The organism is Piscirickettsia salmonis LF-89 = ATCC VR-1361, from assembly GCF_000297215.2.
GTDB classification, from domain to species: Bacteria; Pseudomonadota; Gammaproteobacteria; order Piscirickettsiales; family Piscirickettsiaceae; genus Piscirickettsia; species Piscirickettsia salmonis.
The window spans coordinates 1-15,491 of record NZ_AMFF02000013.1 but is presented as its reverse complement, the minus strand read 5'-3'; the positions used below and the strand labels follow the sequence as shown (position 1 = coordinate 15,491).

Below are 15,491 nucleotides of genomic sequence, written 5' to 3'. Positions count from 1 at the left end.
CATCATTGGATGTGCAAAATACCTACCGAGGTAGCGACGCTTACGCTGATAACCGTTGTTCGATATAAAAACGATCTTTTTCATTTAAGTGCCGATAAACCATCTCTACCCTCTAAGTCAAAAGGAGAACTAGAGAGTTTATCTGTATGAATATGAACTCTCTACTGAGTGTTGCACTTCAGATGACGGAGGGCGATATAATTGCCTAAGTATAATGAGTTGGCTTGGTTATGTAAACAGTGATAACATAATTAAGAGTGGTAAATAATGAGGAAAATAAATATGGCCCGCCCTGTTGTGATGTCAGAGCCTGAATATAGGAAACATATTGTTAATACAGCGAAATATCTAGTAATTACTGAAGGTATTGGACAACTGTCAATGCGAGAGATTGCCAAGGCAGCCAAAACATCAGTGACGCAAATGTACCGCAAAGGAATCGCAGGGATAGAAGATATCATTTTTATGCTCAATGAAAAAACCTTAGATATTTTGATTGAGCATATCGCTCAGATTGATTTAGGGCAATGTGATGGTGAAGATGGCTTACGTCAGCTTGCAGCGGTTTACTTGGAGTTTAGTCGTCCTGCTAGTGAATACTATCCATTGTGGGAATTAATGCAGCGTTTAAATGCGGATCGATTAGACTCTCCAGTCAGTTATCAGCAAAAGACTGCATTGCTCTTTAGTTATGGAGAAAGAGCCGTTCAAAAAGCAATACCACGATTAACTGGTACTGAATTAACTGAAGCAACGCGTATTTTATGGGCGAGTATTCATGGTATTTGTCATCTACATGCACGGGATAAATTAGTGTCAACTGGACAATCGCCAATAAATATCATGGTGAAGCACTTAATTCATATTTTTATCAATGGCCTAAGAGGTTAAGTCTCTATGTTATTTTCCTGATCAAAGTTTTCAAGAGTTTCAAGAGCACTAAAAACCTCTTCTTCGCAGTGTTCAAGTTGTTTTTTAAGCTGAGTTTGTTCTGTGAGTAGTTGGTCAAGTTTAGCTTTGTGGTTGTTCTGGTAGAGCTGGTTATCGGTTAATTTTTCTTCTATTTTTGTTAATTGAGTTTGTAAGGTTTCTAAGGTTTGTTCCGTGCGTTTTAATTGGTCTGAAAATGGCTTGCGCTTCGTACGTAAATTAGCCGCTTCTTTACGTGAGTATTTTTTATTATTATTTTGTGTTAACGATTGATTTGGCTGTGAGGGCAGCACAGATGATTTAGCAGTATTATTTTCTTTATTTTTTTCTGAAAATTGTTGGATATATTCATCTAAACTACCTGAAAATGGAGTGACCTTGCCATTATTAGCAATCCAGAGTTGGTCAGTGCAGCTGTTGAGTAAATGTCGGTTATGTGATACGAGGATTAATGTGCCATTAAACTCTTGTAAGGCAAAATTTAAAGCATTGCACATGTCGATATCTAAGTGATTGGTTGGTTCATCTAGAATTAATAAATTAGGATTTTGCCAAATAATTTTTGCCAGAGCAAAGCGTGCTTTCTCACCACCTGAAAATTGCTCTAAAGGTTCAAAGATACGATCACCTTGAAAATTAAAGCCACCAAGAAAGCTGCGAATGTATTGGTCTGTCGCTGGCTTTTTTGTTTCAGAGATTGCTGATAGATGTTCAAAAGGGCTTTGATTGTTATTGAGTTCATCGATTTGGTGCTGAGCGAAGTAGCCAATACTAACTTTTGCTTCAATATGAATTGAGCCTTGTTGTGGTGCTAATGTTTGGCAGATGGATTTTAACAAAGTCGATTTACCTGCACCATTGATGCCAATTAGGCCAATGCAATCATGTCTGGCTAATGCCAGGTTAATATCTTGTAATTGGATATGGTTGTTGTAGCCCAGCTGTAGTTTATCCATAATCACCATCGGTGATGGACAGTTTGGTGCTTCGCCAAAACTAAAGTGAAAGGGTGAACTTACTTGAGTGACTTGAATCTGTGTTAGTTTTTCTAAGGCTTTTACTCGACTTTGCGCTTGGCGTGCTTTCGATGCTTTGGCTTTAAAGCGGTCAATAAAGTTTTGTAAATGTTGGCGCTTGGCCATGATTTTTTTATGTGTTGCCTGTTCTAAAGTGATTTTTTCAGCACGTTGTTTCTCAAATTGGCTGTAATTTCCTAGGTAATAGTCAATACCTGCTTGGTTGATATGCAGTGTATGGCTGATGACTTTATCAAGAAAATCACGATCATGTGAGATGATAATTAACATTCCTGGGTACAGCTGTAAATAACGCTCTAGCCAAATAATAGTATTTAAGTCAAGGTGATTGGTCGGTTCGTCCAGTAATAATAAGTCTGAGGGCTTCATTAATGCTTGGGCGAGATTCAAGCGCATGCGCCAGCCGCCTGAGAAAGAGCTGACGAGTTTTTGGTTATCTTGATGTGTAAAGCCGAGACCGCTCAGTAAGCGGGCGGCGCGTGCGTCTGCACTGTAGCCATCGATAGCATGTAAGTGTTGATGAAGTTCAGCGATTTTTAGGGCATTGTGACTATTTTCAGCTGTGTAGAGTTCTTGTTGTAATTGCCTTAGTTTGGAGTCACCATCGAGAACGTAGTCAAGTGCTGAGCAATTAAACGCGGGGGTTTCTTGCTCAATATGGGCAATGCGCATCTTTTTAGGAAATAAGTAGTTGCCCTGATCAATGGTTAATTGATGTTGCAGGACTGCAAATAAAGAGGACTTACCAGAACCATTTTGGCCGATGAGGCCGACTTTGGCCTTATAGGGAAGAGTAAAACAGGCGTCTTCAAATAATACACGCGGGCCGCGGCGAACCGTCACTTGATCGAATTGAATCATGGGAATTGTATGCTCTTTATCCTGCTATTAGACCTTGTTATTGTACATGGTCCATGCCAAGATGACAGCCTAAAGTATGAGCGAGCTTCTGGACTATTGGTCATTGATTGAAAATATTTAAAATAAGGAGAGAAAATGACGTTATATGAATATAAGTATTGTCCGTATTGTGTCCGTGTACGTTTAGCTTTGGGGCTGAAAAATATTCCCTATGAGGCTGTTGCTGTTGACTATGCAGACAGTGAATTGCCAACTCGTTTGATTGGTAAAAAAATGTTGCCGGTATTGAAAACAGTTGCAGGTGATTATTTGGGAGAAAGCCTGGATATCGTTAAATACCTTGATGAAAATCATGCGGGTCCCGCGATTATCGCTTCAGTGCGCCAAGCTGAAATTGAAACTATTCTAACTGAATCACGTGGTGCAGTGTATGGGTTATTAGCACCCCGTTGGTTACGTGCAGGCTTTAAAGAACTAGAAAGTCAGGCTGCGCAGGATTATTTGCGTCATAAATTCGAGTCATCTTTAGAGTGCACTTTAGAAGAAAGTCTGGCAAAAACAGCAGAGTATTTTGAAATATTAAAGCCAGTATTTGCTCAGCTTGAAGCGTTATTGACGCACACTGAAACGGTCGATGGTGCTATTTCTTATGCAGATATTGTCTTGGTTCCGCCGTTAGTGAACTTGACGCTGGTAAAAGATATACCCTTGCCAGACAAGCTTAAGCAATATCTCGCACATTGGGCTGAGCAGACAGGGGTTGATCTTTATTATAATCAGGCACTGTAAAAGCTAGAGCTATACTAGATAACATATTATAGATAAAAAATATTTATAGGTTTTATAGATTATAGATTAAGTAGTATATCAGTAAGCTTAATTAGCTAGTTAATCGTACATTAATTTGTAGCTAAGGCATGGTGAGTAATCACCTGTTTTTATTTAAGGTTTTAGGGTTGAGTTTCATGATAGGTACACCATTTTCAAAAACGGCAAAACGGGTGATGTTGCTTGGCGGTGGCGAGCTTGGCAAAGAGGTTGTGATTGAGCTGCAACGCTTTGGTATTGAGGTTATTGTGGTTGATCGTTATGAGCATGCACCGGCGATGCAAGTTGCTGACCGTTGTCATGTGATAGCAATGACCAATGCATCATTGTTGCGTCAGCTCATTGCTGAGGAAAACCCACATATTATCGTGCCTGAGGTTGAGGCAATTGCCACTGAGGTGCTGCTAGAGGTTGAAGCTAGAGGTGTGCAAGTGGTGCCTAGTGCGAAAGCGGCGCATATGACCATGAATCGCGCTGCGATTCGACAACTAGCAACAGAAACATTGGCACTGCCAACGTCACCTTTTCAAGTCGTTGAAACGTGGCAGCAATGTCAGTCTGCGATAGCGGCGATAGGTTATCCTTGTGTGTTAAAACCGATTATGAGTTCATCCGGGAAAGGTCAAAGTATCGTGCGCAATGCCAATGAGTTAAAGCTTGCTTGGCAATATGCGTTGTCAGGAGGCAGGACTGAAACTGATGTGGTCATTATTGAAGGCTTTATCGATTTTGACTTTGAAATTACCTTGTTAACCGTGAGTCATCGTGATGGTATATCATTTTGTCCAGCCATTGGTCATCGTCAATGCGAGGGAGATTACCGTGAGTCTTGGCAGCCACAGACTTTAACTCAGGAGGTTCAGAGTAAGGCAGAGCGGTTGGCAGAGCAGGTTGTAACTGAACTTGGTGGTCATGGAGTCTTTGGTGTTGAATTATTTATTAAAGGGGCAGATGTTTACTTTAATGAAGTGTCACCGCGGCCACATGATACGGGTATGGTGACGTTGATTTCACAAAACCTGTCTGAGTTTGCCTTGCATGTGCGTGCGTTATTAGGCTTGCCAATACCAGAGATTACGGTAAAGCAACCTGCAGCATCGGCGGCTTTATTGGTAGAAGGTGAATCTTGCCAGGTCGCGTTTAACCAGGTAGATCAGGCCTTAAGGGTGCCAGAAAGTGACTTAAAGTTATTTGGTAAGCCAAAGGTTATTGGGCGGCGACGGATGGGGGTGGCGTTGGCGCGAGGTGAGAGCATTCAAGAGGCCTGTGAGCGGGCTTGTTTGGTTAGAGACACTGTTCAGGCGGTGCTTGAGTAAATTCAAGACATTGTCTGATTGTTAATAAAATTAAGACGCATATATTTGAACTTCGCTGTTTTTTGGGCGCCTATATAGTTTAGGAGTACTGAGCGCGACGAGCTCTGTAGCCATTGGCGAAGATGACGCTTTTACTAAAGCGCCTGCACTGTTTAGCGGTTAGCTTAACGTGTGGTTTCCCTGGGTGTGTGTTCAGCATGCCCCGGGTTCCCAAGTGTTTTATAATATTTTTTATTTTCTATCTTTAGTTTTCTTTAAAGAACAGTGGGTTGATGATGGTCGGCTGCAGTTAGTGAATGTGCGACTCGATTTGCCGTTAAACTCCGGCTAAAGTTAAAAAGGTAATGAGTGAAATTCAAGGAAGAAGATGAAATTACTGCGTCTTGCTATCATGGCGTTGGGGTTTACTTTCTTTAATGTAACAGGCGTTCATGTGTTTGCTTTGTCCATTGGCGAGCTTTCGGTATTTTCTGAGCCAGAGCAGCCATTACGTGCAGTACTGGCAATTAACCAATTGGGTGCAACGTCTTATCAGCAGATCAAAGTGACGATGCCATCAGCAATGAAGCTAAGAAAACTGGGCTTGCTACCTGGTCAAATAGCATCGTTAAATTTTAATGTATTTGCTGGGCGTAAAGGATCAGCTTTAGTTTATATTCGTAGTGCGCGGCCGTTATCTGACTTATCAGCAATTGCCTTAGATATTCGCTGGCCTCATGGACAAAAAACAGAAGGTTTTTTGCTGAATTTAGAAAAAACAAAGCAATACTATTCAAAACTGTATCAATCGTATAAAAATTTGACCCTAACGCAGAGTAGCGGTCGCTTAGAGGGGAAACTGTATGGACCAATTCGCCCCTATGATACCTTGTGGAAAGTTGCTGAGCGTGTGCGTCCAAGTAAAAGCGTAACCGTACAGCAGACAATGCTGGCGTTACTAGAGCAAAACCCTCGGGCATTTATTGCTGGGGATATGAATCAAATGCAGCGAGGCCAAGTGCTTTTAATACCACCTAAGCAAATCATTGCAACGATTCCTAAACGTGGCGCCCGCTTTGTGGTGCAACAGCAAATTAAAGCGTGGCAGCAGGGTAAGCGTTTGTCTGGGCCAAAGACTGCGGATCAAGTGGTCCATCTTGCCCCGGGAGATTTGCCTTTGATAAATAGCGATGGTCATTGGCGGGTTATCCAGCAATTAGTTTTGCAGATACAGAATTTACAAGGCGCATTGGTTAATATTCAGCAAGATAATGAGAAGTTACATAAACAGCTGGTGAGTTTTGAGACACAAATGGGCCAGTTAGTTTTGACTGTCGAGCGACAACGTCATTATCGACATGCGCAACCACAGTTTAGCGTGGAGAAAGCATCTGTGAATCCTATTGCGACGTCTTCTGCTGCAACTTCTGATAATATGGCTAATTTTACTGCGCCATTATCAGTAAAAACAGTGGTTCATTCAGTGACGAGTGGCTATAGGCAGTCGCTACCGAGGGAAATAATCCCAGAGCAGAAGCCGTTATGGTTACAGGCGCTGGATAGTTTGACTTATTGGGGAACGGCTGTTGTTGTGTTGTTATTCTTGGGGCTGTTTTGGTTGGCTTGGCGCTTACGTCGTGAGCATGTGCGTCGCTTAGAAGATCAAGCGGTACTTCGGGCGACAATCGAGCGTATGCAGCATACAGGACGTTAGAAAGGTAGCGCATCGATCTTAAACAGGATAGAATCGTCAGCTAATTTATTATTTTAGATTATTTATTATAGATATTAATTTTAGGTGATGATGAGAATAGCAGCCAGTTTGGCCTATGAAGGGGGGGCATATTGTGGTTGGCAGCAGCAGTCGCATTCTCCTTCGATTCAAGAGCATGTTGAGCGCGCATTAAGCCAAGTGGCTAACCACAGGATGCAGACCGTTTGTGCAGGTCGGACGGATACCGGAGTACATGCCAGCCACCAGATTATTCATTTTGATACTGATGCAATCAGGCCGCTACATGCTTGGGTGAAGGGGACGAATAGTTATTTGCCCAAAGATATTAATTTAAATTGGGCTGTGTCTGTAAGTAATGATTTTCATGCGCGCTTTTCTGCCTTATCGCGCCGTTATCGCTATATGATTTACAACGGGCCGGTGCGTTTGGGGCTGTGGCAGCGGCAAATGACGTATTGTCGTTATTTTTTAGATGAAAATGCGATGCAGGAGGCGGCTCAGTACTGGCTTGGAGAACATGATTTTTCTTCATTTAGAGCCAGTGGCTGCCAATCGAATACGCCAATGCGTCGTATTGATGAATTTACTGTGCAGCGACAAGGGAATATGGTGATATTTGATGTAGAGGCGAATGCATTTTTGCATCATATGATTCGTAACTTTGCTGGTGTATTAATGACAATTGGCAGTGGCAATAAAGCACCGGTTTGGGCAAAAGAAGTGTTGAATTCATGTGATCGACGCCAGGCTGGAGTCACTGCACCGGCCAGTGGTTTATATTTTATTAATGTGACCTATCCTGATGTGTTTGAATTACCCGCAGCACGTATTGAACCGTTGATTTTAATTTGATCTTAATAAGGCTTTTGCTGTTAGCCATGAGGCTGATATAATAGGCAGCTTATCATTGCAATGCATGTTATGCTTGCAACAAACAATTTAGAGATCATGATATGAGTTGGTTGGAAAAACTGTTACCTTCGGCAGCGCGAACAGAGTCTGCAGGTAACAAAAAAGGGGTTCCTGAAGGGGTCTGGCAAAAGTGCAAATCCTGTGAGGTTGTTCTGTACCTTCCTGAACTTAATAAAAATTTAGATGTATGTCCGCAGTGTGACCACCATCATCGTATCAGCGCGCGTCGTCGCCTGGATATTTTTCTAGATGCTGAAGGTCGCGAGGAAATTGGTGCGGATGTAGTGCCTGCGGATCGGTTAAAGTTTAAAGATGTGCAGCGTTATAAAGATCGTTTAACGAGCGCTGAGAAAAAAACCCAAGAAACTGATGCTCTGGTGGTGATGTCTGGTACCTTAGAAGCGATGCCTGTTGTTGCAGCGGCAATGGAGTTTGGTTTTATGGGAGGCTCGATGGGGTCGGTGATGGGAGAGCGTTTTGTCCAAGGTGTGAATAAAGCGTTGGCAATACGGGCACCTTTTGTTTGCTTTAGCTCCAGTGGTGGTGCACGCATGCAAGAGTCGTTGTTCTCTTTAATGCAAATGGCAAAAACCAGTGCAGCACTAACACGGTTAGCGGATGAAGGTTTACCGTTTATTTCTGTACTTGCCGACCCGACGACAGGGGGGGTGTCAGCCAGTTTTGCGATGCTTGGAGATGTTAATGTTGCTGAGCCAAATGCGTTAATTTGTTTTGCTGGTCCTCGAGTGATTGAACAGACGGTACGTGAAAAATTACCTGAAGGCTTTCAGCGCAGTGAATTTTTGCAAGAGCATGGCGTGGTTGACATGATTGTCAATCGCTTACAAATGCGTGAGCAGCTTGCCTCGTTATTGCGTAAATTGATGGGTTTACCTGCTTGATTTAGTTGCCTATTTTAGTGACTGACTTACTTTTTTATTCAACTTAAAAAGTTATCAATTAAATAACATTGAGATGATAGATAACGTAGTAAAAAATTAAGAAAAAATTTAGGCATATTTATTGAGGAGGCTGCGGTTAAAGGTGATAAAAATGAACGGAGTTAAGGCATAACAATGGAGCAATGGACATTATCAGCGTGGTTAAGTTGGGCAGAGCAGCAGCATACTGATGAGATGTGTTTTGGTTTAGAGCGAGTTAGAACCGTTGCGAGCCATTTAGGTTTGTTAGCTGTTGGGCCTATTGTTATCACTGTTGGAGGAACCAATGGCAAGGGATCCTGTGTTGCTTTTTTAGAGCAGATTTATACCGCGGCCGGATTTCAAGTTGGCAGTTTTACCTCACCGCATTTTTTACATTATAACGAGCGAATTCGTTTACGTGGTGAGGAGGTAAGCGATGAGCTGTTATGCCAGGCATTTTCAACAATTGCACAGGCTATCACTGCAACAAATACGGCTTTAACCTTTTTTGAAATTAACTTGTTAAATGCGTTATGGGTTTTTAAGCAGCACGCTCTGGATATGATTTTACTTGAAGTGGGTTTAGGCGGTCGTTTAGATGCGGTTAATATTATCGATGCAGATTTAGCTTTAATTAGTAGTATTGCGCTCGATCATGAAGCCTGGCTCGGCACTGATCGTGAGTCGATTGCGCAAGAAAAAGCGGGTATTTTGCGTGCGCAAGGTTTTGCTGTGTGTGGTGATGATCAGCCTCCCCACAGTTTGATTGATTATGCACGTGAACTTGGAGCGTCTTTATCCTTGCAAGGCAGTGATTTTGGCTTTGAAATTCATGGCGATAGTTGGGGTTGGTGGAATGCTGAAACAGAATTGCATGAGTTGCCGATGCCAAAGCTTGCTTTGGACAATGCGTCATCAGTCTTGCAGGTGGTGAGTGTATTGCAAGACAGATTGCCGGTGAAGCGTGATGCGATTGGGCATGGTTTAAAGCACGCCAAGCTGACAGGACGTTTTCAGGTAATTCACAATGGCACGTTGCTAACGATTTTAGAGGTTGCACATAATCCTGCGGCGGCGAAATGTTTGGCAACACAGTTGAGTAAAGAGGCTTGCAGTGGCAAAACCTGGGGGTTATTTGCTATTATGGCCGATAAGGATATTACCGGGGTCGTTCAGCAGCTATTTCGCAGCATTGATCAGTGGGTGGTTGCTGATCTTAATATTGCTCGAGCAGCACCGGCAGTTACAGTTCAAGAGATACTTTATCAGCAGGGCTGTCGTGTTGAAAGTCAATGTTTTACTGATGTTGGTGATGCTTATGATGCGATACTTGCACAGGCTCAACCCGAAGATCGCGTGTTGGTCTTTGGCTCTTTTTTTACCGTGGCTAACTGGCTAAGTTACGCTGTACTGTAATATTATTTTTGCACTGATTTTTCTGATGTTTTCAGGTATGATGTGTCTTCTTATGCAGATGCAGATGAAGGTATAGGTTATGTCCTTAAATTGGGTTGATATCGTATTATTAGCCATCGTTGGGATTTCGACAGTATTAAGCTTAGCTCGTGGTTTTGTCAGGGAGTTATTATCCTTGCTGGTGTGGGCCGGTGCATTTTTGGGGGCTATGCGTTATGCTCCGCAATTTGCTGACCGCTTTCATTATTTTTCTAAGCTGCCTTCAGTTCAATATGCGATCAGTTATGTTTGTATATTTTTAGCTATTTTATTGTTGGGTATGCTGATTGCGGCTATATTGGTTCGCCTTGTGCAAAAAAGTGAGTTGGATTTAACTGATCGCTTGTTAGGCGTTATTTTTGGTGCAGCCCGTGGTCTATTGCTGGTTATGCTGATCGTTTTTGCTGTCAATGCGACAGATTTTGCAAAACAAAGTGACTGGCTAGGTGCCAGATTGGTGCCTTATCTAACCCAGGCAGTGCAGTGGACTCGCGCCCATATTCCTAAAGAATTACTTTCGCTCTCTGAATCTGAACCCAAAGAAGATGATGCTTCTGCGGTTAAAAATTAATGAAATCGAGGTAGATTATCCATGTGCGGTATTGTTGGGTTAGTTGGTCATTATCCTGTAGGGCAGGCGCTCTTAGATGGTTTGACGATGTTACAACATCGCGGCCAAGATGCTGCCGGTATTTTAACAGCATCACATAGTAAGTTCTATTTACGTAAATCAAATGGCTTAGTTCGAGATGTGTTTAACCAACGACAAATGACGCGACTAGAGGGGCAGCTTGGCATTGGTCATGTGCGTTACCCAACCGCAGGGTCTTCAGATCAGGCAGAAGCTCAGCCTTTTTATGTTAATTCGCCTTATGGTATTGCGCTTGCTCATAATGGTAATCTTACTAATGCGAAAAAACTAAAAGAAGAACTCTTTCGCACTGATCGCCGTCATGTTAATACCGGTTCAGACTCAGAAGTATTGCTTAATGTATTAGCCCATGAGATGCAAGGTATTGGTAAGCTGAAACTATCGGCTGATGATATCTTTTACGCCGTAGAGCGGATTTATGATCGCTGCAAAGGCGGGTTTTCTGCATTGGCGGTGATTAATGGCCATGGTTTACTGGCATTTCGAGACCCCAATGGCATTCGACCATTAGTGTATGGCACCCGGCAGACGGCAAAAGGCACAGAGCATATGTTTGCTTCAGAGAATGTCGCATTGGATATGCTTGGTTTTGAGCTACAAGGTGATGTTGCCCCAGGTGAAGCGGTCTATATTAGTGAGGCTGGTGATGTTCATCGTCGAGTTTGTGCGGATAATGCCTGTTATACCCCGTGTATTTTTGAATATGTGTATTTAGCACGCCCAGATTCGGTGATGAATGGCATTTCTATCTATCAAGCGCGGATTAATATGGGAGAGCACTTAGCCAAGCGTGTGAGTGAGTTGTGTGATCTTGACCAGATTGATGCGGTGATTCCGGTGCCAGATAGTAGCCGGACGTCAGCGTTTACGTTATCACAGGTGTTGGGCTTGCCGTATCGGGAAGGCTTTGTAAAAAACCATTATGTTGGTCGTACGTTTATTATGCCAGATCAGGCGCTGCGTCGGCATTCAGTGCGTCGTAAGTTGAACACTATTAATACTGAATTCGCGGGTAAAAATGTATTATTAGTGGATGACTCAATTGTCCGGGGCACAACCTCGCGTGAAATTATTCAAATGGCCAGAGAAGCGGGCGCGAAAAAAGTGTTTTTTGCCTCTGCAGCACCTAAGGTGATGTACCCGAATGTCTATGGTATTGATATGCCGGTTGCCTCTGAGTTAGTCGCCCATGGTAAAACGCTTGAGGAAATTAAAGACGTTTTGGGGGCGGATCAATTAATTTTTCAAACACTTAAGGCTTTAAACCAAGCGGTCGCGGCGTGTAATGAGCAGATTAATGCATTTGATAATTCCGTCTTTGATGGCAAATATGTGACGCAAGACATTGATAGCGAATATTTGGCGAGGCTTGAACAGGAGCGGACAAGTGCTAAAAAAAATAATGAACCTGATATAGAAACAGTCAATCTTCAGGGTTATTTATAGGTTATAAGTTAAGTGGTAAATATTGCGAGTTATTATGCTAAAGAGTTAGCCAGTGCTGAAGACGCCTGTGTATTTTTAGGCTGTAAAACACCTGAGTTATGGTTAGAATGCGCTTTAGCTCATCAAGAAATTTTACTGATTGATCATGCACAGTGTGAAAAAAAAGCGGCGACGACGGCGTTATCGATGATTAACCGTTATAGTGATCATACTGATATGGTAATGCGTATGTCTAAGCTTGCTCGTGAGGAGCTTAGACATTTTGAGCAAGTATTAGTGATTATGAAAAAACGTGGCATTCAATATAGTACGCTTTCCGCCTCGCGTTATGCTGAGGGTTTGCGTCAGCATATTCGTGCTGGGCGTGTTGAGTGCTTGGTTGATACGTTAATTATTGGCGCCTTTATTGAGGCACGTTCGTGTGAGCGTTTTGCTGCATTAGTTCCTTTATTGGATACAGAGCTTGCAAAATTTTACCAAGGTTTGCTCGCGTCTGAAGCACGGCATTTTTTAATGTATTTGCACTTTGCCAAAAAGGTTGCTGATGAAAGTATCGATAAGCATGTTGAGCGTTTTCGTAAAATTGAGTGTAATTTAATTGAAACTGGCGATGAACAGTTTCGTTTTCACAGTGGCGTGCCTCGTTCGCTGCGAGCCATGGAATGCTAAGCACGGGGTGAGTAGGCCGCAGTAGTGGAGTGTGCCGATTCAAGGCACGTAACGCTGTGTGACGCGGACAGCCGAGGGTTTATAGTCGTCGCGTTTTGCTCGGCGATTTTGCATCATTGGATGTGCAAAATACCTACCGAGGTAGCGACGCTTACGTTTTTACTGAAGCAGGTTCTTTGCAACAATAACAAATTAGATGAATAAATTATTTTCTAGCTTAATTGCAAAATACTATGATATTTTGATGGAATAATTTTAGAAGGTCAAGCGAGGAGTGCTTATGCAATTACGGTTATTTATTATTAGTCTGTTTGTTAATCTATGGGTCATTACCTTTCATGCTAGCTTTGCTAGTTCCCCGGTTATTCAAGAGAGTTCTGAGCGTTTTCATCCTGTTTGGGCAGCACAGGGGATGGTGGCAAGTCAGGAAGCTTTAGCGACTAAGGTTGGACGTGATGTTTTGGCTCAAGGTGGTAATGCCGTTGATGCTGCTGTGGCTGTGGGCTTTGCCTTGGCAGTAACCTTGCCGCGTGCTGGTAATTTAGGCGGTGGTGGCTTTATGTTGGTTTGGTTGAATAAGGAACATAAGGCGCTTGCGATTAATTATCGAGAAAAAGCGCCACTTGCTGCCAGTGCGAATATGTATTTAGATAAAGAAGGCAATGTTGATCGGCATAAAATCACCCAAACTTATTTAGCCGCAGGTGTGCCAGGAACAGTGGCTGGTTTAACCTATGCGTTAAAAAAATATGGTACGATGCCGCTCAAGCAAGTGATAGCACCTGCGATTGCACTTGCTCGTCAGGGGATTCGAGTAACACCTGATTTGGCAAGTTCTCTTGTTCAGGCAAAAGCTAGATTAGAAAAATCACCGAGATCTCAAGCGATTTTCTTTAAGAAGAACAATCAAAATTATCAAGCGGGCGATTTATTGATTCAAGGTGATTTAGCAAGTAGCCTTTCATTAATTGCTCAACAAGGAGAAAGGGCATTTTATCAAGGAAAAATCGCTAAAAAAATTGTTGCAGCAATGAAAGCGCATGGTGGGTTAATTACCCTTGCAGATTTAAAAAAATATCAAGTGCAGGAGCTGGAGCCGATCGTTGGTCACTATAATGGCTATACGATTTATTCTATGCCACCGCCAAGTTCTGGTGGGGTGACACTGATTGAATTACTCAATATTTTATCTGGTTTTCCATTAAAAGACTTAGGTCTTAATAGTGCTCAGAGTATTCATCTAATGGTTGAAGCGATGAATTTAGTTTATCGTGATCGTAATCATTATTTGGGTGATCCAAATTTTGTTAAAATGCCATTAAAGCGTTTAGCCTCTATGCAGTATGCGGATCAATTACGCCAGCAAATTCAATGGAGTTATCACACACCATCATCAAAAATTTCAGCAAAGAAATTTGATGATCCTGAGAGTTATCAGACGACGCATTACTCTATTATTGATAAAGACGGCAACATGGTTACAAATACTTATACCTTGAATTATTCCTATGGTAATGGTCATGTTGTCCCTGGAACGGGTATATTACTAAATAATGAAATGGATGACTTTACGGCTAAGCCTGGCGTGCCGAATGGCTTTGGTTTGGTTCAAGGTGAAGCGAATGCAGTTGCGCCGGAGAAAAGACCATTAAGTTCAATGACGCCAACCCTCGTGTTAAATTCACAAGGCCAGCCATTATTAGCAACAGGCTCTCCGGGGGGTAGTCGCATTATTACCACGGTTTTGCAAGTTTTACTTAACCGTTTTACTTATGGATTAAATATTGCGAGCAGTGTGGCTGCACCAAGGATTCATAGCCAGTTATGGCCGGATGTGATTTTATATGAACAGGGAATTAGTTTAGATACTTTACTTAAGTTACAGGAAATGGGCCACAAACTTCAACCTGTTGATGCGATGGGTTCTGCACAAACGGTGGAAAAGAACCAGACTCGCGGTGATTATGGTGTTGCAGACCCACGTCGTTCTGGTGCATTGGCGGCAGGTCCGAGTGAGATAATTTCGAAAAAAGCAGTTTAGTTATTGCACTAGGACTTTTAAATATACATATAATTTAGGCAGGTTTATTCCTGCCTTTTATTTAATTAAATCTGAGATTATGGCTTAATTTCAAGGCTTGATCGTAAAAATCTATGATTAAAATAAATCTCTGAATGTTTTTTTAGTTGCTTTACACTATTTTAGTGATGGACTAGGTTACTTATTGGGAAAATATCAATCATTGTTGTCTATCTGTAGTCGCTACTCTATTAGCTTTTATTGGCTTTTCCCTGGGGTTCTATTTGGATAAGCTCGTGTAGATTGTTCAAATTAAGGCATACCGTTAGTGGTATGCTTTAAATACCATATTAACATGTAAGTTACCCTAACTATTGTTATATTGTTAATAAACTTTATATATATTGGTTAAATGTAGTTTTAATGTTAGGGTAATTGCCTTTTATTTAAAACAATTTAAATTATAGCTTGGTTAATGTAAATATTAGCTTGGTTTATTTTTTACTGTCAATAGCTTTTAAAATATATTTTAAGAGTGAAAGTTGGAAGTTAATATGATAATTTCCAGTTTATTTAATAAATTTCTTTACTTTACAAAGAGTAATAGTATGAAAGTTGTGTGATATTGACGCTTCTTATTGTTAATAATATTTAATTTATAGCAAAGATTTATCGATTTAATCTTTATTAACATTAATAGGATATTTTCATGCGCTGCGAGCCATGGA

The 15,491-nt window shown here is 41.8% G+C and carries 12 protein-coding genes; 11 read left to right on the top strand and 1 reads right to left on the bottom strand.

Features of this window, described 5'->3' with window-relative positions:
* Positions 1-282: 282 nt before the first annotated feature.
* Positions 283-891 (top strand): TetR/AcrR family transcriptional regulator, encoded by a 609-nt coding sequence (locus tag C200_RS01120; RefSeq protein ID WP_129556498.1) that lies wholly within the window; start codon positions 283-285, stop codon positions 889-891.
* Here C200_RS01120 and C200_RS01115 read toward each other — a convergent pair.
* Positions 888-2,828: an ATP-binding cassette domain-containing protein gene (locus C200_RS01115; protein WP_016210596.1), complete on the bottom strand. Its 1,941-nt coding sequence runs from the start codon at positions 2,826-2,828 to the stop codon at positions 888-890. The genes C200_RS01120 and C200_RS01115 overlap by 4 nt on opposite strands.
* A gap of 135 nt (positions 2,829-2,963) precedes the next feature.
* Here C200_RS01115 and grxB point away from each other — a divergent pair, with 135 nt between their 5' ends.
* The 10 genes from grxB (at position 2,964) to ggt (ending at position 14,784) form a co-directional block, all read left to right on the top strand.
* Complete coding sequence (grxB, locus tag C200_RS01110; RefSeq protein ID WP_016210594.1) at positions 2,964-3,617, top strand: glutaredoxin 2; 654 nt, start codon at positions 2,964-2,966, stop codon at positions 3,615-3,617.
* Between the two features lie 176 nt (positions 3,618-3,793).
* Positions 3,794-4,972: a formate-dependent phosphoribosylglycinamide formyltransferase gene (purT, locus tag C200_RS01105; RefSeq protein ID WP_016210595.1), complete on the top strand. Its 1,179-nt coding sequence runs from the start codon at positions 3,794-3,796 to the stop codon at positions 4,970-4,972.
* A gap of 367 nt (positions 4,973-5,339) precedes the next feature.
* Entirely contained in the window at positions 5,340-6,665 is a 1,326-nt protein-coding gene (locus C200_RS01100; RefSeq protein ID WP_016210588.1) for a type IV pilus assembly protein FimV, read from the top strand.
* Between the two features lie 87 nt (positions 6,666-6,752).
* Positions 6,753-7,538 (top strand): tRNA pseudouridine(38-40) synthase TruA, encoded by a 786-nt coding sequence (truA, locus tag C200_RS01095; protein WP_230383266.1) that lies wholly within the window; start codon positions 6,753-6,755, stop codon positions 7,536-7,538.
* 101 nt (positions 7,539-7,639) lie between these two features.
* The gene (accD, locus tag C200_RS01090; RefSeq protein WP_016210587.1) at positions 7,640-8,500 is read left to right on the top strand and encodes an acetyl-CoA carboxylase, carboxyltransferase subunit beta; all 861 of its coding nucleotides are present in this window, start codon (positions 7,640-7,642) and stop codon (positions 8,498-8,500) included.
* A gap of 174 nt (positions 8,501-8,674) precedes the next feature.
* Positions 8,675-9,937, top strand: a complete 1,263-nt coding sequence (folC, locus tag C200_RS01085) for a bifunctional tetrahydrofolate synthase/dihydrofolate synthase (protein WP_016210590.1) — start codon at positions 8,675-8,677, stop codon at positions 9,935-9,937.
* 79 nt (positions 9,938-10,016) lie between these two features.
* A complete protein-coding gene (locus C200_RS01080) occupies positions 10,017-10,547 on the top strand; it encodes a CvpA family protein (protein WP_016210593.1) in 531 nt (176 codons plus the stop codon).
* A gap of 21 nt (positions 10,548-10,568) precedes the next feature.
* Positions 10,569-12,074 (top strand): amidophosphoribosyltransferase, encoded by a 1,506-nt coding sequence (gene purF, locus C200_RS01075; protein ID WP_016210586.1) that lies wholly within the window; start codon positions 10,569-10,571, stop codon positions 12,072-12,074.
* A gap of 12 nt (positions 12,075-12,086) precedes the next feature.
* Positions 12,087-12,743, top strand: a complete 657-nt coding sequence (miaE, locus tag C200_RS01070; protein ID WP_016210592.1) for a tRNA-(ms[2]io[6]A)-hydroxylase — start codon at positions 12,087-12,089, stop codon at positions 12,741-12,743.
* Positions 12,744-13,023: 280 nt separating this feature from the next.
* The gene (ggt, locus tag C200_RS01065) at positions 13,024-14,784 is read left to right on the top strand and encodes a gamma-glutamyltransferase (protein ID WP_016212005.1); all 1,761 of its coding nucleotides are present in this window, start codon (positions 13,024-13,026) and stop codon (positions 14,782-14,784) included.
* The last annotated feature ends 707 nt before the right edge of the window (positions 14,785-15,491 follow it).

What these genes read in the sequence shown, in the direction of transcription:
- C200_RS01120 (WP_129556498.1), top strand. Translation starts at nt 283, where the DNA reads ATGGCCCGCCCTGTTGTGATGTCAGAGCCTGAATATAGGAAACATATT.
- C200_RS01115 (WP_016210596.1), bottom strand. Translation starts at nt 2,828, where the DNA reads ATGATTCAATTCGATCAAGTGACGGTTCGCCGCGGCCCGCGTGTATTA.
- grxB (WP_016210594.1), top strand. Translation starts at nt 2,964, where the DNA reads ATGACGTTATATGAATATAAGTATTGTCCGTATTGTGTCCGTGTACGT.
- purT (WP_016210595.1), top strand. Translation starts at nt 3,794, where the DNA reads ATGATAGGTACACCATTTTCAAAAACGGCAAAACGGGTGATGTTGCTT.
- C200_RS01100 (WP_016210588.1), top strand. Translation starts at nt 5,340, where the DNA reads ATGAAATTACTGCGTCTTGCTATCATGGCGTTGGGGTTTACTTTCTTT.
- truA (WP_230383266.1), top strand. Translation starts at nt 6,753, where the DNA reads ATGATGAGAATAGCAGCCAGTTTGGCCTATGAAGGGGGGGCATATTGT.
- accD (WP_016210587.1), top strand. Translation starts at nt 7,640, where the DNA reads ATGAGTTGGTTGGAAAAACTGTTACCTTCGGCAGCGCGAACAGAGTCT.
- folC (WP_016210590.1), top strand. Translation starts at nt 8,675, where the DNA reads ATGGAGCAATGGACATTATCAGCGTGGTTAAGTTGGGCAGAGCAGCAG.
- C200_RS01080 (WP_016210593.1), top strand. Translation starts at nt 10,017, where the DNA reads ATGTCCTTAAATTGGGTTGATATCGTATTATTAGCCATCGTTGGGATT.
- purF (WP_016210586.1), top strand. Translation starts at nt 10,569, where the DNA reads ATGTGCGGTATTGTTGGGTTAGTTGGTCATTATCCTGTAGGGCAGGCG.
- ggt (WP_016212005.1), top strand. Translation starts at nt 13,024, where the DNA reads ATGCAATTACGGTTATTTATTATTAGTCTGTTTGTTAATCTATGGGTC.